Annotated in this window: 13 protein-coding genes and 1 riboswitch; of the genes, 9 read left to right on the top strand and 4 right to left on the bottom strand. The window is 65.1% G+C overall.

Going from position 1 to position 18259, the window contains the following annotated elements; translation table 11 throughout:
* Positions 1–12: 12 nt before the first annotated feature.
* On the bottom strand, positions 13–1395 hold the full coding sequence (locus AC1POX_RS17975; RefSeq protein WP_372356439.1) for a glycoside hydrolase family 2 TIM barrel-domain containing protein: 1383 nt from the start codon (positions 1393–1395) through the stop codon (positions 13–15).
* A 396-nt stretch (positions 1396–1791) separates the two neighbouring features.
* On the opposite strand from AC1POX_RS17975, the gene AC1POX_RS17970 reads away from it, so the two are divergent.
* Together AC1POX_RS17970 and AC1POX_RS17965 are read left to right on the top strand one after the other, a co-directional pair.
* Positions 1792–2769 carry an NAD(P)H-quinone oxidoreductase gene (locus AC1POX_RS17970; protein WP_011346431.1) on the top strand — a complete coding sequence of 326 codons (978 nt, stop codon included), beginning with the start codon at positions 1792–1794 and terminating at the stop codon, positions 2767–2769.
* Between the two features lie 239 nt (positions 2770–3008).
* Positions 3009–4769: a S53 family peptidase gene (locus tag AC1POX_RS17965; protein WP_014089400.1), complete on the top strand. Its 1761-nt coding sequence runs from the start codon at positions 3009–3011 to the stop codon at positions 4767–4769.
* Between the two features lie 79 nt (positions 4770–4848).
* On the opposite strand, the gene AC1POX_RS17960 is transcribed toward AC1POX_RS17965, so the two are convergent.
* Positions 4849–5253 carry a VOC family protein gene (locus AC1POX_RS17960; RefSeq protein WP_029818689.1) on the bottom strand — a complete coding sequence of 135 codons (405 nt, stop codon included), beginning with the start codon at positions 5251–5253 and terminating at the stop codon, positions 4849–4851.
* A 374-nt stretch (positions 5254–5627) separates the two neighbouring features.
* Here AC1POX_RS17960 and AC1POX_RS17955 point away from each other — a divergent pair, with 374 nt between their 5' ends.
* A complete protein-coding gene (locus AC1POX_RS17955) occupies positions 5628–6563 on the top strand; it encodes a Gfo/Idh/MocA family protein (protein WP_008573520.1) in 936 nt (311 codons plus the stop codon).
* A gap of 402 nt (positions 6564–6965) precedes the next feature.
* Here AC1POX_RS17955 and AC1POX_RS17950 read toward each other — a convergent pair whose 3' ends face one another.
* The gene (locus AC1POX_RS17950) at positions 6966–8336 is read right to left on the bottom strand and encodes an alpha-amylase family protein (protein WP_372356438.1); all 1371 of its coding nucleotides are present in this window, start codon (positions 8334–8336) and stop codon (positions 6966–6968) included.
* Positions 8337–9049: 713 nt separating this feature from the next.
* On the opposite strand from AC1POX_RS17950, the gene AC1POX_RS17945 reads away from it, so the two are divergent.
* The 5 genes from AC1POX_RS17945 to AC1POX_RS17925 all read left to right on the top strand — a co-directional run bounded on the left by AC1POX_RS17945 (position 9050) and on the right by AC1POX_RS17925 (position 13463).
* Entirely contained in the window at positions 9050–9595 is a 546-nt protein-coding gene (locus AC1POX_RS17945; RefSeq protein ID WP_039417995.1) for a DUF2058 domain-containing protein, read from the top strand.
* A 234-nt stretch (positions 9596–9829) separates the two neighbouring features.
* Positions 9830–10387: a DUF3228 family protein gene (locus AC1POX_RS17940; RefSeq protein ID WP_209261694.1), complete on the top strand. Its 558-nt coding sequence runs from the start codon at positions 9830–9832 to the stop codon at positions 10385–10387.
* Between the two features lie 150 nt (positions 10388–10537).
* Positions 10538–11224, top strand: a complete 687-nt coding sequence (locus tag AC1POX_RS17935; protein WP_005910850.1) for a sulfotransferase family protein — start codon at positions 10538–10540, stop codon at positions 11222–11224.
* 492 nt (positions 11225–11716) lie between these two features.
* Positions 11717–12649, top strand: coding sequence for a sulfotransferase domain-containing protein (locus tag AC1POX_RS17930; protein ID WP_029818694.1), 933 nt, complete (start codon positions 11717–11719; stop codon positions 12647–12649).
* Positions 12650–12680: 31 nt separating this feature from the next.
* Complete coding sequence (locus AC1POX_RS17925; protein WP_218532120.1) at positions 12681–13463, top strand: class I SAM-dependent methyltransferase; 783 nt, start codon at positions 12681–12683, stop codon at positions 13461–13463.
* Positions 13464–13701: 238 nt separating this feature from the next.
* Here the strand turns inward: AC1POX_RS17925 and ahcY are convergent, their stop codons facing one another.
* Positions 13702–15144, bottom strand: a complete 1443-nt coding sequence (gene ahcY / locus AC1POX_RS17920; protein ID WP_057681862.1) for an adenosylhomocysteinase — start codon at positions 15142–15144, stop codon at positions 13702–13704.
* Between the two features lie 31 nt (positions 15145–15175).
* A riboswitch (S-adenosyl-L-homocysteine riboswitch) is annotated at positions 15176–15288 on the bottom strand.
* Between the two features lie 125 nt (positions 15289–15413).
* Between ahcY and AC1POX_RS17915 the strand changes: the two genes are divergently transcribed.
* Positions 15414–17948, top strand: a complete 2535-nt coding sequence (locus tag AC1POX_RS17915) for a S9 family peptidase (protein WP_338334393.1) — start codon at positions 15414–15416, stop codon at positions 17946–17948.
* The last annotated feature ends 311 nt before the right edge of the window (positions 17949–18259 follow it).

Raw genomic sequence — 18259 nt, 5'->3', positions numbered from 1 at the left:
GATAATATCGCTTCATCGCGATGAATGCATATCAGGTTGCGACGGTTCCGATGCGCCCTGTCGCAGGGCCGGTGAGGGCGGCAGCACGCGGAATGGCAGGTTGGCATAGCCGGCGCGGCCGGCGTCATCGCGCACTTCCACAAACAAGCGGTAATTGCCCGGCGGTGGTGCGATCAGGCGCACCTCCTCGCCCGTAGCGCGTGCGCCGTTGCGACCACCGGGAACGCGGTTCGGCGCAATGGCGGCATCGACCAGCGGTGGCAACGTCTCGGGGTCGCCCCCGATGCTGCGCGCGGTGCTTTCGCTGCGAACGTGCCAGTCGTAGCGCAGTACGGATGCGCCGCTGGCACGAATGCGTGCGGTCACGGCCTGGCCCGGGCGAAGGCTCACGCTGTCGGTGGCGCGTTGGCCAGCCAGCGTGAGCGCCGCTACCGTTGGCGCCCTGGTGTCTGGCCATTGGCCGGTCCACAGCAATTGCAATGTGTCCACGCTGGGCGTGGCCTCGCCCGAAGACAGGAACAGGCCATACCAGGTGGGCGTGCGCTCCTGCTTGTCGCCCCACAGGAACACGAACGAGCCCAGCCCCTGGCGGGTGTCGCTGGCGATGTCGCTGCGGTAGCGCTGTTCCAGCAATAGCGCCTTGCGCGTGCTGTCGTCTTCGATCGGTGCGCCCCACGAGGTGGTCGGCGATTCCCAGTGCCCGGTGGGGCCCCATTCGGTGACCACGTAAGGGCCGCGCCAACCGCTCTCGTGCAGCTTTTGCGGGAGCGCTGCGATATCGCCGTAGAGCTGCACGGCGATCAGGTCCAGTGCCGGCGCGCGCGTCTTGAGTTGGTCGATGAGTTGCTTGTCGAAACCGGCCAGCGTGGTGGTGACCGGATGATCCGGGTCGATGGCATGGATCGCCTCGGCGATCTCGCCGACCGCATTCCAGACCTTGGGATTGGTGTAATCCAGATTGAGCTCGTTACCGACCACCCACATTAGCACCGCCGGATGCGCCGCCGATTGCCGTACCTGCGCAAGGATGCGTTGCAGTTGCTGTTTCACTGCCGTTGCATCGTCGTAATCGAAGCCATGTCGCTGGTTGCCGACCTCGATGCCGACCGCCACTTTCAGGCCGTTGCCTTGTGCGCGATCGAGCAGGGCGCGCTGGCGTTGCGGGTCCGGATCCACGCGCCAGGTGCGCAACGCGTTGCCGCCGCGTGCGGCCAGCGTTTCCATGCTGCCATTGCCCAGGCCGGCACCCTTGATCACGAAGGGAGCGCCATCCACCAACAGGCGGTAGCCGTCTGCTTCCTGCGCAATGCGCACCTGCGCCGCGCTGACCTGCGTGCTCGCGGCCAGTGCGAACACGCAGACGGCGATGACGCGCGTATTCCATGGCAGTTGCATGGCGACTCCTGGTGGTCAGCAAGGCACCAGCATAGGCCGGGATACCGTGATGCGGGCGGCCGCGCAGCATCTGCCTGGTTGGGGTTGCTTGCGGGCAATCGCATCCGGTTCTGGGGCTGGGTTGTTGCAATCGCACGCCGCTTGCCTGCTTGAACTTGCGGTGCATTCGGTGAGCGCAAGCGTTTGGTTGCATTGGGCTGCAATGCGACATGCAGGAAGAGGTTGGCGAAGACCGCTTGTCCAACGAACATTACGCAGCACCGCGGCGTTGTCGAAGACCCACCATCGCTGGCTTGCCGCTGCCGTGGCAATGCCTGCTGGAAACCGTGGGTGCATCTGCGCCGGGCGTTGACGCCTGCACGCCTACACTGGGCGCACTTTCCATGGAGCGCTTTCATGAGCGATACCACGATGACCGCCATCGCCATCCGCGATGGCAAGGGCGACGCCGAGGCGCTGTACGCCACCGAACAACCGCGCCCGCGTCCGGCACCGGGGCAGGTGCTGATCCGCGTGCATGCCGCCGGCATCAATCGCCCGGATCTGCTGCAACGCACCGGGCACTACCCGCCGCCACCTGGCGCGCCGGAAACGCTGGGGCTGGAAATCGCCGGCGAAATCGTCGAGCCGGCTGGTCGCTGGAAGGTGGGCGAGCGCGTGTGCGCGCTGCTGGCTGGCGGTGGCTACGCGCAATACGCCGCCGTCGATGCGCGTCACGTACTGCCCATTCCCGCCGGCATGGATCTGGTGCACGCCGCCGCGTTACCGGAAACCATCTTCACTGCCTATGCCAATCTGTTCGAACACGGCCGGCTCGCGGCAGGCCAATGGCTGCTGTTGCATGGTGCGACCTCGGGCATCGGCGTTACGGCGATCCAGATGGCCAAGGCGGCGGGCGCGCACGTGCTGGCCACCGCGCGCTCGGCCAGCAAGGCGGCACAGGCGCGCGAGTTGGGCGCCGATGTGGCGATCGATTCCACCACTGCGTCGTTTGTCGAGGTGGCCAAGGCGCACGGCGGCGTGGATGTTGCGCTCGACATGGTGGGCGCTGCGGTCTTCGCCGACACCCTGGAAGCGCTCAACCCGCGCGGACGCATCGTCTACATCGCCTCGCAGGCCGGCGCCACCATCGAGGTGCCGATTCCGGTGCTGATGCGCAAGCAGGCGGTCATCACCGGCTCGACGCTACGCCCGCGCAATGCAGACGAAAAAGCCCGGCTGGCGGCGGAAGTGGAGCGCGTGGTGTGGCCATGGATCGAGCAGGGCAAGCTGCGCGTACTGCTCGACAAGTGCTTCCCGCTGAGCGAAGCGGCTGCGGCGCATCGTTACCTGGAGCAGGGCAGTCACCTGGGCAAGGTGGTGCTGGAGATGTAGCACGTAGCCACTGGCCTCAACCAGCTCGGCGCCAGCGGCTGCAGGCGCCGTGCGCCCGGCGATCGACAAGCGCCGGCCCCGCCACCGCGCAATCGCACAGCTACCTCGGCACGAGGTTCGCGTGTCAGTTCGCGGCCGCATCGTTTTACGCACACAGAGTTCGCACTGTTGCGCCTGAAACCACTGCCGCCTCGTGAGAATCCGCAGCCTGTTAACTCACGATCAATGGCGGCACACGAATGATGACGCGCTCTTTCTCTCAGGCCGTCCTGGCTTGCGCCGTCGCGCTGGGTATGACCGGTGTCGCGCAGGCAGCCGAACAGGCACCTGCGCAACCCGCCGTCGGTGGCGCGCTGGCGCCGCAACGCATCCTGCAGGTGGGATTGGTGCTCAAGCCGCAGGTGACCATGCGTCAGCAACAAGCGACGGTGGAGCAGTGGTTGACCCGCGATGGCGGCGATCCGCTGTTGCGCGGCCAACTGGCACGCGCATCGGCTGCTTCCACCCGCGATATCGCACAGGTCAAGGCCTATCTGAGCCGGTATGGCATCACCGATGTACGCCCGGCCATCGATGGCCGCCTGCTGCAGGTTCGCGCGACAGCGGCGGCATTGCAGGCTGCCCTTGGCACCCCGCTGCGTGCAGTGAGTGCCGATGGCCGCCTCGGCGTTTCCGCTGCGCAGGGCACGGTCGCAGTGCCGGCCGGCTTGCAGGCGGTGGTGCAAGGTGTGGTTGGCCTGGACGGCACGGCCGGCGCCAAGGTCACCCCGCACGGGGCGCCGCTGAGCGCCGCGCGCACATCGTTGTTGAACAGCAGCGCCGTGACGGCCGCCAACAGCGGCGGCGGCGCAGAAGTCGTGCGCCACAGCATCGAAGAGCTCAATAGCGCGTACGGCGCCGATACGCTGGCACCGGCCAGCGATATCGTCGGTGCGGTCATTGCCGCCGGCAATCTGGAAAATACCCTCGCGCGGCTGCAGAGCTTCCAGGACCTGCACGGCCTGCACACCCCGGTCACGGTGGTGACGGTGGGCGACCCTAGCGCGCCGGGTTACCAGTCCGATGCCGCCAGCAAGGATTCGGAAGTCGAGTGGGACATGGATACCCAGTTGCTGGTCGGCAGCGCCGGCGGGTTGAAGCGCCTGATCATCTACAACATCCCGGACTTTTCCTGGAAGAGCATGATCGATGGCATGGCGCGCGCGGCCGACGACAATCTGGCCCGCGTGGTCAGCATGTCGATCTATGGGCAGGAAATCCAGGTCAACGACGCGGTCTTCCAGGCCATGGACGCCAGCCTGACCAAGGCGGTGCGTCAGGGGCAGAACTTCCTGATCTGCAGCGGCGACGACGGCGTCTACCTGCCGCTGAGCGCACGCGCCAACGCGCCTTATTACGACACGCTGGCGGGGCGCCCGGACCTGCGCCAGGTCGGTTGGCCGGCTTCGCACCGCTACGCGATTGCGGTGGGCGCCACCGAGTTGCTGACCCAGGGCGGCAACCCCGGCAGCTACGCCTCCGAGCGCGTCTGGAATGCCGGTGTCGGCCGCCACCTCAGCCAGGGCGGCCTCAGCAAGATTGCCTATGCGCCGCAGTGGCAGCGCACCCTGCTGCCGGGGCAGACGGCCTCCGGCTACCGCGCTGTGCCCGACGTCAGCTTCAATGGCTCGTTCTACAGCAGTGCGCAGATCCGCGGCACCGATGCGCAAGGGAACGAGGCTGCCTGGTATGTGTGGGGGACCAGTGCCGCCACCCCGACCTTCGCCGGCTATATCGCCCGGCTGTTGCAGTCGCATCCCACTCTGGGCTTCGTCGCGCCGCAGATCTATCAGTACGCGAGCCAGCGTCACGATGCGCAGCGCGCCCATGACGTGGTGGTCGGCAGCAATGGCCTGTATCGCGATGGATACAACGCGAGCTACGGTTGGGACTTCGCGTCGGGTTGGGGCAGCATGAACATCGGCGACTTCGACCGTTTCCTGACGCAGGCAGCGCCATGACCTTCACTGCGCATGGCGAGCTCGCTGTCGCTGCGCATTAACCCACCGATATTCCAACGTTGCGTAGCGGCGGTGCTGGTTACCGTGGCGGCGTACAGTCGACCACCGCTTCGATGTGGTGGCCGTCCGGGTCGATGACGAACGCGGTGTAATAGTCATCGCCATAATCCGGTCGCAAGCCGGGTGCGCCATTGCAGTGACCGCCGTGCCGTAGCGCGGCTCGGTGAAACGCGTCCACGGCGGACGCGTCGGTGGCGGCAAATGCCAGATGGAATCCGACCCCCGGGGCACATTGCGTTGCCTGGCGTTGTTTCAACGCCAGGCAATCGTCGCCACCGGGCCTGCCATCGCCGACCGCCTGGTCGAGCGTGCCTGGCTCCAGATCGGACCACACCCGCACATAGCCAGGCGCACCCAGCGTTGCGTCGAAAAATTCGGCGGATATCTCGATCGTACGAACGCCCAGCGAAACGTGATGCAACATCGGTGCAGCCTTCGATGGCGACGGCACATCGGCGTGCCGGCAGCGATACTTGTCTGCACGCGCGCCGGCGTCAATCGCATGCTGCAAAAGAGGCTAGTGGCGTGTGGTCGAGCACCGCCAATTCCAACCGCCGCGCCGACACCATCTGCAGCCGTCGCGCATTGTCTTCGTGGCGCAACTGAGCAGGCCCGGTAGGCAGCGGCTGGCATACAGGTATAGCAAAACAAGCAGGAGCGATGTCTCGCAGTGGGCTGCACGCTGACCGTACACTGCGCCGTCGCGTGCGCTCTCCGCATCGCGCCGCTGCAGCATTGGCCAGGCAGTGTGCGTGCAGGCGTTCGCATCGGGCCACCCCTACCAGCACGAAGGTTTCGATGAAGCATCCAGACGCATTGCGTATCGCCCTTGTCGGGATCGGCAAGATCGCCCGCGACCAGCACGTGCCGACCATCGCCGCGCGCGACGATGTGCAGCTGGTGGCCACCGTGAGCCGGCATGGCACGGTCGACGGTGTGCCCGCCTATCACACCCTGGAAGACGCATTTGCCGCCCAGCCGCAGATCGAAGCGGTGGCCTTGTGCACGCCACCGGTCGGACGGCACGCATTGGCGCAGGCCGCGTTGATGGCCGGCCGCCATGTGTTTCTGGAGAAGCCGCCGGCCGCCACGCTCGCCGAAATTCATGACCTGCAGGACGTAGCGCGGCGTGCGCAACGTAGCCTGTTCACCAGCTGGCATTCGCGTTGCGCCGCCGGTGTCGAGCCTGCCCGTGCATGGTTGGCCGACAAGCAACTCGTGCGCGCGCACATCACCTGGAAGGAAGACATTCGCCACTGGCATCCAGGCCAGGACTGGATTCTGGAACCCGGCGGCATGGGGGTGTTCGATCCCGGCATCAATGCGCTCTCCATCGCGACCCATCTGCTGCCGCGCAGCTTGGCGCTGCGCGACGCCGAGCTGCATACCCCGGAAAACCGCCAGGCGCCGCTGTATGCCAGGCTCGCATTCGTCGACACCGCAGGACTCCCGGTAACGGCCGAATTCGATTTCCTGCAGACCGGCCACCAGCGCTGGGACATCGAAGTGGAAACCACCGCGGGCCTGCTCATGCTCAGCGAAGGCGGGGCCAAGTTGAGCATCGATGGGCAACTTAAGGCGCTGCCAGCGTCCAGCGAATACGACGGCTTGTACGGGCGCTTCGTGCAGCTGGTACGCGCGGGCCAATCGGAAGTGGATATTGCACCGTTCGTACACGTGGCAGATGCGTTCATGCTCGGCGCACGCCAGGTCACCGCAGCGTTCGCCTGGTAAGTCGTTCTGCCGCTCGCCAACGGTGAACACCGCTGGTCAATGCCAGCGGTCCTGCGGCCGACTGCGATCGATGGAAGCGGGGTTCGGGGCACACAATCGTGCGCCGCTGCCAGCGTCGTCCGCCCACCGCGGTGCGCGGTGCGCAGGAAACGGGCCGACTGCAAGGCGTGTTGGCGGTCCATCGATGCGAGTGGGCGTGTACTGCACCCCGCGGCATCCTGGTGCAGTCGATCGGCGCCAGCACGTAGAGGCAACGAAGCCCCCATACGCCGGTTTGCGTCGGGGGCTTCGCCTTGATCGCACTGCGGCGTGGCGTGCAACGTCGCACGCCGACGCGCCAGTCACCATTTCAAACGATGGGAGCACTGCAACGTAGTGCCACCGCCATGCTGTGGTGGCTGCTCAGCGGCGCCACATGCGCGCCCCGCGCGCCGGCAGGGTAAAGGTGTACGAGCTGCTGGAAATGCGCACCACGTTGCCCGAGCCCAACGCGTCCACGTAGTCGGCATTCCAGTACAACACGCTGTTGTTCATTCCCACCGTGGTGGTGACCGGGTTGCCGCACTTATTGATGCCCACGATGCCTAGGCTGCCGCGACGGAACAGGATATGGCAGGAGCTGGACGACAAGACCTGCATGTCGGTGCCCTGCACGCCGTTATGGAAGCCGATCATGCGGCGCAGGTCTTCGCGGAGATAGGCGTTGACCCAGCGGTTGTCGCCGCTTTCGTTGTTGTCGGTATAGATCATCGGCATGCCGCCGTTGCGACCGATCAGGTATGCGTAGGCCAGCGTCTCATCCACCGGGTCGAGAATTGCGTAGCGGAAGCCGGCGTTGTTGGGAATGTCGTGGGTCACTGCAAAGGTCACGGCGCGATTGCCCGGCAATGCCTGTCCGGACGCGGCGGGGTCCACCAGCTGCTGCATGCTGGCGCCGATCGCGAACGCATTGCGCACCGCATTGAACAACGGAAAGTCGTAGGCTGCATGCGGCGTGGATTGCAGATACGGGGCCAGGAACTGGTCGTAATCGCCATTGCCTGTACCGCCGCCGGTGATCACTTCACCGAAGACATACACACCCGAGCGGATGCCGGCATCGAAGACGCGATTGAGATGGTCGAAGGTCATGTGCTTGGCCGCATCCACCCGGAAGCCGGTCACGCCAATGCTCTTGAGCGCTTGCAGATAGGCGCGTTGTTGCTGCACCACCCAGTCGTTGCCCACGAGATCCGGCAGGCCTGGATCGCTGCCGCCGCCGCAAATGCGGTAATTACGCACCTGGTAGGCGTCGTTGTAGTTGCTGATGCATTGCGCCGGGCCGAAATCGCTGGCGCTGAGGAAGTTTGACTGCAGCGTGCCGAACAGACGCAGCGAATCGTAACGGCCGGGGTTTGCAGCGTACTGCGACAGCACCGCGCTGCCCGGGTAATTGAGGTCTGAACGCGTGGCCGCTTCGTTGGCCATGTGGTTGAACACGATGTCGGCATAGGTTTCCACGCCGTTGTTGGCCAGCGCCTGGACCATCTTCTTGAATGCAGCGGTGTCGCCGAGCGGGTTGTCGATCAGGCGAATGTCCTGGGGCTGATAGCGCGCCCACCACGCGCTTCCTTCGGAGCGGTACGCGGGGGCGACCAGCACCTTGCGATAGCCTGCATCGGCAATCTGTTTGGCGCGCGCTTCGACGGTGGCATACGGCCAGTTGAAGGCATGCAGGATGACATCGGCCTGCGCGTTGGCGGTGGTCAGCAGCAGGACCAATGCGGTCAGCAAGAGACGTGCACCGCGTTGTATCAGGGAAGGTGGGGCATGAGCAGGCGTGTTGCGCATCGGATCGATCTCCAGTGGTAAGCGCAGGCCGACGCGCAGTGCGCGATGCCCGCATCAAGGCTTCCGGCCCCTGTTCCGGAAAGCGCGCACGGCGTGCAGCGCGCGGTGATGCTAAGCGCGCATCGCGGCGCAGCATGGGGGTTGTGCATACGTATTCACTGCAGCGGGCCAGCAATCTGGGCGCCGGGTTGGGCGCCAACGGCGCGATTGGTCGCAAAAATCAGGGAACCACACGGCCGTTGCAATCTCGCCTGCACTTGCCTTGTCACATCAAGGCTTGGCGATAGGCAATGCTCATCGTTAGCATGCGGCGCGTGCAACGTGGCCGGCGCAATCTCGCTGGACCGTCGCGGGTGACACAGATCAGCTGCTTCGCTGTTCGCCGCCGGCAGTGTGCACGTCATCGTTGCACGCTGCGCTGCCCTCGTGTGGCAAGGCCAAGGTGCCGATTTGCGTCTTGTACGCTGCATCCGCATCGCGCCGAGCAGCAACCGCCCGCCGCAGCGGCGATAAGCCCGAGCCTGCAGCTGGCTGCGCCTGGCAGCTGCATGGCTGCAATCTGGATTGCAGGCGATCCCAACGGCTCGGCCCGGCCACGATGATGGGCCGGTGCTGGCCGCGTTAAACTAGTCGCCAGTCCACTGCCCGGCCTCCCGATGCGCAATCCATTGCAAGAACAGCTGCTCAAGGCCGGCTTGGTGAAAAAAGCCCAGGTGGACAAGGTTGCGCGCGAACAGGTCAAACAGCGCCATGCCAAGGGCGCGGCGGTGCAGCCGGCGGCGACGGACAAGGTCGATGCGGCGCGCCTGCAGGCCGAGCGTGCCGAGCGCGATCGTGCGCTGGCCCAAGAGCGCAACGTGCAGGTGCGCCAGCAGGAAGTGCTCGCGCAGGTGCGGCAGATCGTGGAGACCAACAAGGTCAAGCGCGAAGGCGAGATCGACTACCGCTTCAACGACGGCAGCGTGATCCGTAGCGTGCTGGTCAACACGACGCTGCGCAGCCAGTTGGCCAGCGGCGCGCTGGTGATCGTGCGGTACGGTGATGGTTTCGAGCTGATTCCGCGCGCGGCCGCCGACAAGGTTTACAGCCGCGATGCCGATGCGGTGGTGCTGGACCACGGACGCAACAGCGCGCCGGCTGCGGCCGACAGCGATGACGAGTACTACAGCCAGTTCAAGGTGCCGGACGATTTGATCTGGTAGCGCCGGCGAACGGCCGCGTTGGGTGATTGCCGGACGGATCCCGCTCCGCCGCAGGCGCGCCATCGCTACGTGCTGCGTACCTGCATGCTGTCGGTGCATGTTCGGTGACTGTCGGGAACCAGGCCAGGCACTCGGGCCAGTCCGATCGCCGCGCGGTCGGCTGATGCTGATCAACGTAGTCGTGCGAACGCCTGCGCGCTACCCTGGCGCTCTTTGTCGCCGCATACCCCACTCATGTCGATCGTCCTGACCCAGTTCGCCCGCACCCGCTTGTTTCCGCGCGATGGGCGTCGCAATGCCATCCAGGACTGCACGCCGGAGCAGTTCATCCAGCGGCTCAACGACGAGGCGCCGCTACGCGTGATCGAGGGCTATGCGCCGTTTTGCCAATTGCATGTGCACTGCAACTGGACCTCGACCCGCTGCCTCACCATTCCCATTACCGAAGACAACCGGCACCTGCTGCGTTCCGGCTACGAGGCACGCAGCACGCAGGAATTGGCCGTGCTGGTGCGGTGGTTCGAAGGTGTCGAGCCACCGGTGGCTGCCTATCTGCTGCCCATCCTCTACAGCCGCGAGCAGTTGGCCAAGGAAGGCACACCCATCGAGGCAGACTGGGGTGTGGTGGGTTGTCTGTACACCGCAGAGCCGGACGAGATTCCGATGGCACCGATCACCATGTTGCGCAATGCCCTGGGTGTGGAAGAGGGCGGCTCGGGCACGCCGCTGGACCGCGAGGCGTATCGGCGTAGCGTGGCGTTCTGGGAGCGCAATGCCAATTGGCGCGGGTGAGCGCGTCGTTGCGATCCGCGTTCTTGTCCGCCACTTAAATCGCGCATGGCGCGTGTAGTTGCCACATCCATCCTGACTGCCAATGCCGGGACGTACGCCACGGCTGCGTGCTAGGTTGCCGCCCTGCGTGTAACGGATCGGAGAATCGCCATGTCGTTAGAAGTGCTTGGTGCTGGCCTAGGCCGAACCGGGACGCTGTCGCTGAAGTTCGCGCTGGAACATTTGGGATTTGGACCGTGTTATCACGCCACGGAGGTCGCCGCGAACATGCGTACGGCACTGCCGCTGTGGAATGCCGCCGAGCGCGGTGCCGCAGACTGGTCGACCATCTTCGCCGGCTACCGTTCGAGCACCGACCATCCTGGTTGCTATTACTGGCGGCAATTGATTGAGGTATATCCGCAGGCCAAGGTCGTCCTGACGGTGCGCGATCCCGACAGCTGGTTCGAGTCGGTGACCCAGACCATCCTGATGCCGGGCAGAAAGAGCACCTTCGTCGGCCCCGAAGGCGAAACATTCAGTACGTTCTTGAAGCAGCAGATGGGCGGGCGCAGTCAGGACCGCGCCTTCATGGTCGACTACTTCAATCGCTGGAATCAGGCGGTGATCGATACGGTGCCAGCCGAACGGCTGCTGGTATTTTCGGCTCGGCAAGGCTGGGCGCCACTATGCAGCTTCCTCGGCGTACCGCTGCCGCACAAGCCTTACCCACACTTGCACGCACGGCCGCGGCTGCGTTGGTTTACGCGCGGCTTGCGTCTGCCGGACGACGTTGCCGCACGCGAGCGACATGTGCGCGAATATCTGGAGTACCTGCGCGAAGATCTGTTCGGATAAACGCACATTGCGTGGCTTATTCTGCGACACATGCCCGATAATTTGATTTTAAAAATAAAGTACCAACCATAATGTTGATTGGCCATATGACTATTGCTAGCCTGAATAAGGCGAATGTCAAAGTTCGCCATTTCTGAAACTTCCAGAAGAGGTGCGCGTGATGAAAACTGCCAAAGCCATGCTGTCACTCGTGTTTTCGAAGATTCTAAAAATGTTTGGTCCGCGCAAGGTGGCGTATATCTACACGCAGTGACTGCAATGCCCGGGCAGGCTTTGCCGGATGGCCCGCATGCACGCGCATCGTCGGCGACGGCGATGCGCGCTGCCGCAGGTTACCGATGTGCTGCAAGTGCAGTGTGCGGATGTGCGGCAGACGTTATGCCGTCTTGCCGGGACTTGGAGCCAGGCGCGGATGCGGATCATGCGGTTGCGAAGTGTTTACTCGTGCATATCCGATGAGCCCGATGCGATGACAACCGACAGGACGCCGATGTGGGCATGCCCTCCAAGCAGCGCGAATATCCCAATCGCTTTTTCGACTCGACAGTCTGGAACGACTTCGCCTTTCGCGACGACGATGTCGTCATCGCCAGCTATGCCAAGGCAGGGACGACCTGGGTGCAGCAGATCGTCGCGCAACTGATCTTCGGCGGCGCCGAGGAGATCGAGGTCTCGCGGCTGTCGCCCTGGTTCGACTCGGTGTATCCGGACAAGGCCACCAAGCAGCGGCTGCTCGCCGAGCAACGCCATCGCCGCTTCGTGAAAACCCATCTGCCCGCCGATGCGCTGGTGCTATCCGAACGCGCCCGCTATCTCTACGTCGGCCGCGATGCGCGCGACATCGTCTGGAGCCTGTACGACCATCAGCGAGCAGTCAGCGCGGATGCACAGGCGCGTCTGGATGCGGAGCCCTCCAGCAACGGTAAATTGAAGGTCATGCCGCCGCCCACGTGCTCGGTGGAGGACTATTTCCAGAACTGGATGCGCGCCGATGGTGCGCCGCTGTGGCCGTTCTGGGAGGGCGTGCGTTCCTGGTGGGCGCTGCGCGATTACGACAACGTGCTGCTGGTGCATTACGCCGCGTTGCTGCATGACCTGCCTGCGCAAGTGCGGCGCATTGCCGCATTCCTGGATATCCCGCTGGATGCCCAGTGCTGCGAGCGCGTGCTGGCGCACTGCAGTCTGGACTACATGCGCGCGCACGCGGCGCGCTACGTTCCACAGGGCGCCGGTTTCTGGCGCGACGGCGGCCGAGCCTTCTTCAATCAAGGTCTCAATGGGCGGTGGCGTGACCGACTGGCACCGGCAGTCGATGCGGCCTATCGCCAGCGTGTTGTCGCCGAGCTTGGCACCGAGTGCGCGCATTGGCTCGCCACCGGCGATGTTGCGTCGGCGGCGCATGCGACGACCGGGATGGTTGCTTAGGGTGGCCAGCGACTCTTTCGCGGAGAGGGGCATGGATGCATCGTCGGCGCACGCCTACGATCAGGTGTCGCAATACTACGATCGCCTGAGGGACCACTGGGCCGCTGCCAGTGCAGCGCAGTGTGCGCAGGCATTGGCGGCACTGGTCGGCAGTGGCACGGCGCTGGAGTTGGGGATCGGCACCGGCCGTATCGCGCTGCCGCTGGCGGCTGGCGGCGCGGCGGTCTGCGGCATCGACAACTCGCCTGGCATGTTGGACATGCTGCGTGCCAAGCCCGGTGCAGAGCGACTGACCCTGGTCTGCGCCGATTTTGTCGATGTCCCGGTCGCCGGGCCGTTCGACCTGATCTATTCGGTGTATTCGCTCGGCTATCTGTTGACGCAGGACGACCAATTGCGTTGCCTGCGCGCGGTGCGCGAGCGCCTGGCAACGTCCGGCGTGTTCGTCCTGCAGACGATGGTGCCGCAGGCGGAGACCTTGCTGGCGGACGGCAAGGTGAGGTCGTTGGAGGCGCCGGCCCTGGACGAGGGCGACGTGCCGGTGATGCTGATGTGCTCCAGCTCCGATCCGGCCCGGCAGCTGATCCAGCAGCGCATCGTGATGATCGGTGAGTCGGCGACCCGCGTCTTCAACGATCGCTATCGCTACCTCTGGCCTTCCGAGTTGGATCTGATGGCACGGATCGCCGGCTTGCGCTTGCGGGCCAGATGGGGCGATTGGAGCGGGCAGCCCTACACTGCGCGCAGCCGTAGCCAGATCTCCGTGTATGAGCCTGCTGCGATGGATACGGACGAGGCGAGCGCACGCGGCTGACAGTGCCATCGGCGAAGATCGGTCAATAGCGGCTGCAGCAAATGTCGGCGTGTCGTGGCCCTGGCCGCCGCGCGGTCTGTCACGTTCGGCCGACCACAGCGCAGGCGAGAACGCGTAGTGCAACGCGTGCGCAGATTCAGCTTCGACGTCGTGCCGATCATGGCCTTGAAGCACAACGGGCGCCTTGCGGCGCCCGTTGATTGACACTGTCGAGGATGGGCGAACATGCGCCCACGTCTCAGTAGCGGTAATGATCCGGCTTGAACGGGCCTTCCACCGGCACGCCGAGGTAGTCGGCCTGGTCCTTGGTGAGGGTGGTCAGCTTCACGCCGATCTTTTCCAGGTGCAGACGCGCAACTTCTTCATCCAGGTGCTTGGGCAGGATGTAGACCTTCTTCTCGTAGGTGTCGCGCTTTTCCCACAGGTCGATCTGAGCCAGGGTCTGGTTGGCGAACGAGTTGGACATCACGAAGCTCGGGTGGCCGGTGGCGCAGCCCAGGTTCACCAGGCGGCCATCGGCCAGCAGGAAGATCGCGTTGCCGTTGGGGAACACGTACTTGTCCACCTGCGGCTTGATGTTGATCTTCTGCACGTCCTTCAGCGCCTTGAGCGCATCGACCTGGATCTCGTTGTCGAAGTGGCCGATGTTGCAGACGATGGCCTGGTCCTTCATCGCCTGCAGGTGCTCGACGGTGATGATGTCCTTGTTGCCGGTGGTGGTGACATAGATGTCGGCCCGGCCCAGGGTGGATTCGATGGTGTTGACTTCGAAGCCTTCCATCGACGCCTGCAATGCGCAGATCGGGTCGATTTCGGTGACGATCACGCGAGCGCCATAGGCGCGCAGCGAGGCGGCGCTGCCCTTGCCGACATCGCCGTAGCCGCAGACCACGGCAACCTTGCCGGCCAGCATCACGTCCATCGCGCGCTTGAGGCCATCGGCCAGCGACTCGCGGCAGCCGTAGAGGTTGTCGAACTTGCTCTTGGTGACCGAGTCGTTGACGTTGATGGCCGGGATCAGCAGCTTGCCGGCTTCGGCGATCTGGTACAGGCGGTGCACGCCGGTGGTGGTTTCCTCGGAGACGCCCTTCCAGTCCTTGACCACGCGGCCCCAGTAGCCCGGGCGCTCGACGGCCACGCGCTTGAGCAACGCCTTGATGACGCCCTCTTCGTGCGAGGAGGCCGGCTCGTCCACCCAGGTGCTGCCGTTCTCGAGCTCATAGCCCTTGTGGATCAGCAGGGTGACGTCGCCGCCGTCGTCCACCACCAGCTCCGGGCCGGTGAGCGTGCCGTCGGGCAGGGTGAAGGTCAGCGCGTCCAGGGTGCAGTCCCAGTACTCTTCCAGCGTCTCGCCCTTCCAGGCGAACACCGGGGTGCCGGTCGCAGCGATCGCAGCGGCGGCGTGGTCCTGGGTGGAGAAGATGTTGCACGAGGCCCAGCGCACATTGGCGCCGATGTCCTTGAGCGTTTCGATCAGCACCGCGGTCTGGATCGTCATGTGCAGCGAGCCGGTGATGCGGACGTTCTTCAGCGGCTTGGTCTGCGCATGCTTGCGGCGGATCGACATCAGGCCCGGCATTTCGTGCTCGGCGATGTCCAGCTCCTTGCGGCCCCAATCGGCCAGGGAGATGTCGGCAATCTTGTAGTCGGTATGCGGGGTGATCTTTGTGACAGCGTTCATGCAATGGCTCCGGTAGGCAAACGAATGTCTGCAATGCCGGGCGCCGTTGAACGGTAACTGCTGGTCGAGCCTGGCCGTGTACCTGCACCTGTGGTGCAGTGAGCGGATCAGTCCGCTCTACCGGTCGCAGCGCCCCTCGACGAGAGTGCCCGATTATATCGGCAGCACCCTCGCGCGGCATGAATTGCGGCCGACCCCCTACCAACGGCAGGGGAGCGGCCGACAGGCGGCTGCTATGGTCCGGAGTCGATCATCAGCGGGGACGGACGATGCGGGCGAAACGGCATGCGCAAGGCTGGCGGCAGCACACATGGGCGTTGGCAGGGGTGCTGGCATTGAGCGCACCGGTGATGGCCGGGACGGCTCGCCCGGCAGCGACCAACGCGGCAGTTGCTCCACCAGGCCCTGCGCCAGGCAGCAGTTACCAACTGCCGTCCAAGGCACTGCAGGCGGTGGTGGATGCCCCGCGTGCGCCGCTGCTGCAGCTCTCGCCCAGGCGCGATCTGGCTGCGATGCTGCAAATGCCCGCACTGCCGGACATCGCCGAGGTGGCCCAGCCGGAGCTGAAGCTGGCCGGCCTGCGCATCCATCCGAAGACCTTTGCGGCCAGCCGCTTTTCGTTCGCCAGCAAGCTGTGGCTGCTGTCGGTGGCCGACGGCAGCGAGCGGCAGATCGCCGGGTTGCCCTCCCCGTTGTCGCTGGCCGATCTGAGCTGGTCGCCCGACCAACGCCATCTGGCGTTCCGCCGCGAAGATGCCGCCAGCGGCGCCAACGAACTGTGGCTGGTGGACGTGGCGGCCGGGCAAGCGCGGCGGCTGCTGGCCGGCTTGAACACCAGCGTCAACGACGACTTGCGTTGGTTGCCCGATGGCAGTGGTTTGCTGTTGCAGCAACAGGTTGCACGACAGGGCGCACCGCCGACCCGCGATGCGATCCCGACCGGGCCGGCGACCCAGCAGACCAGTGCGGCTGCCGGGGTGCGCTCGCTGCCCACGTATCAGGACCTGCTGCGCAACGAAGCCGATGCGCGCGTGTTCGAGTACTACGCCACCGGCCAGCCGATCATCGTCACGGTGGCCGGGCAGGTGCGCCCGATCGCCACGCCAGGCATCTATCTCAACCTGTCGGTGTCGCCGGATGGCCGTTACATCCTGAGCGAACGCAGCGAGCGGCCGTTTTCGTATCTGGTGCCGGTGGACAACTTCCCGCGCCGCATCCAGGTGCTGGACCTGCAGGGCAAACCGGTGCGTCAGATCGCGCAGCTGCCATTGGTGGAAGGTCTGCCGACCGGAAACGATGCGGTGCCGACCGGCGTGCGCGACATCGCCTGGCGGCACGATGCACCGGCCACGCTGGTGTGGGCCGAAGCGCAGGACGGTGGCGACCCGGCACGCGAGAGCAAGGTCCGCGACGCGGTGCGGATGCAGGCCGCGCCGTTCAACCGCGCGCCGGTCACGCTGGCGCAATTGGGCAGCCGATTCGAAGGCATCCAGTGGGGCCGCGGCGATCTGGCGATCTTGAGCGAAAGCTGGTGGAAGACCCGCCGCACCAAGCAATGGCGCATCGCACCGGATCAACCGCAACGCGCGCCCGAACTGTTGTGGGACCGCTCCTCGCAGGACCGCTACAAGGACCCGGGCACGCCGGCGACGGTGGCCGACGGCAAGGGCCGCCCGCTGCTGCAGACCAGCAGCGATGGCAACAGCCTGTTCCTGTTCGGCAAAGGTGCTTCGCCGGAGGGCGACCGCCCGTTCGTCGATCGATTCGATCTGCGCAGCAAGCAGGCCACGCGGCTGTTCCATTCGCAGGCGCCGACCTATTCGGCGCCGCTGGCCTTGCTGGACGCGCAGGCCACGCAACTGCTGCTCAGCCGCGAATCGCCGGAAGAACCGGCCAACTATGTCGTGCAGTCGCTGGGCGATGGCACCGCGGCGCGCGCGTTGACGCACTTCGCGCACCCGCTGCCGCAATTGCGCGGCGTGCAGAAGGAGCAGATCCGCTACAAGCGTGCCGACGGCGTGGACCTCACCGCCACGCTCTTGCTGCCGCCCGGTTACGACCCCAAGCGCGACGGGCCACGGCCGTTGCTGATGTGGGCCTACCCGGGCGAATTCAAAAGCGCCGACACCGCCAGCCAGGTCACCGATTCGCCGTACCGTTTCAACGCGATCAGCTACTGGGGGCCGCAGGCGTTTCTGGCGATCGGCTATGTGGTGCTCAACAACCCGAGCATGCCGATCGTGGGCGAAGGCAATGCCGAACCCAACGACACCTATGTGCCGCAGCTGATCGCCGATGCGCAGGCCGCGGTGGACGAAGTGGTGCGGCGTGGCGTCACCGACCGCGAGCACATCGCCATCGGCGGGCATTCCTACGGTGCCTTCATGACCGCCAACCTGCTCGCACACACGCGCTTGTTCAAGGCCGGCATCGCACGCAGCGGCGCCTACAACCGCACGCTCACCCCGTTCGGTTTCCAGGCCGAAGAGCGCAATTACTGGCAGGCGCAATCGGTGTACCAGGCGATGTCGCCATTCAATTACGCCGACAAGATCAAGGACCCGCTGCTGCTGATCCACGGCCAGGACGACAACAACACCGGCACCTTCCCGATCCAGAGCGAGCGCATGTTCGCCGCGATCAAGGGCCTGGGTGGCACTGCGCGGCTGGTGATGCTGCCCAACGAATCGCATGCTTACCGCGCGCGGCAATCGATCATGCAGATGCTGGCCGAGAGCGAGCAGTGGTTGAAGACCAATGTCGGCGAGCCGGTAAAGGAGACCGGCGCTATGCGCACGCGTTGATCGGTGGCGCGCTGGCACGGTAGGAGCGCGCTCGCGCGCGATGCGCCGTTACCGATGAAGCTTCGTCGCGCCCGGATGCGCTCCTACAGCGGATGAGGATGTGGCCGATGTGGTGCCGGCAACGGCTGCCGAGCCGTATAGATGGGTGCCGCGATCACCTGTAGGAGCGGGCCTGCCCGCGATGGGGCATTACCGGTAACGCCCCATCGCGCGCGAGCGCGCCACGACGAGATTCATCGCCACGTGCGCCAGCACACGATGGTTGGTGTTGAAACCGTCGTGCCGGTCGCGATCATCTAATCCTTTTGGGT

The organism is Xanthomonas sp. NCPPB 3442, assembly GCF_056725145.1.
The sequence above is the reverse complement of the archived record's forward strand: the minus strand, read 5'-3'. Positions and strand labels throughout refer to the sequence as shown.

Bases quoted from the DNA above. Each gene is read 5' to 3' on its own strand.
- AC1POX_RS17975 (WP_372356439.1), bottom strand. From the start codon at position 1,395: ATGCAACTGCCATGGAATACGCGCGTCATCGCCGTCTGCGTGTTCGCA.
- AC1POX_RS17970 (WP_011346431.1), top strand. From the start codon at position 1,792: ATGAGCGATACCACGATGACCGCCATCGCCATCCGCGATGGCAAGGGC.
- AC1POX_RS17965 (WP_014089400.1), top strand. From the start codon at position 3,009: ATGATGACGCGCTCTTTCTCTCAGGCCGTCCTGGCTTGCGCCGTCGCG.
- AC1POX_RS17960 (WP_029818689.1), bottom strand. From the start codon at position 5,253: ATGTTGCATCACGTTTCGCTGGGCGTTCGTACGATCGAGATATCCGCC.
- AC1POX_RS17955 (WP_008573520.1), top strand. From the start codon at position 5,628: ATGAAGCATCCAGACGCATTGCGTATCGCCCTTGTCGGGATCGGCAAG.
- AC1POX_RS17945 (WP_039417995.1), top strand. From the start codon at position 9,050: ATGCGCAATCCATTGCAAGAACAGCTGCTCAAGGCCGGCTTGGTGAAA.
- AC1POX_RS17940 (WP_209261694.1), top strand. From the start codon at position 9,830: ATGTCGATCGTCCTGACCCAGTTCGCCCGCACCCGCTTGTTTCCGCGC.
- AC1POX_RS17935 (WP_005910850.1), top strand. From the start codon at position 10,538: ATGTCGTTAGAAGTGCTTGGTGCTGGCCTAGGCCGAACCGGGACGCTG.
- AC1POX_RS17925 (WP_218532120.1), top strand. From the start codon at position 12,681: ATGGATGCATCGTCGGCGCACGCCTACGATCAGGTGTCGCAATACTAC.
- ahcY (WP_057681862.1), bottom strand. From the start codon at position 15,144: ATGAACGCTGTCACAAAGATCACCCCGCATACCGACTACAAGATTGCC.
- AC1POX_RS17915 (WP_338334393.1), top strand. From the start codon at position 15,414: ATGCGGGCGAAACGGCATGCGCAAGGCTGGCGGCAGCACACATGGGCG.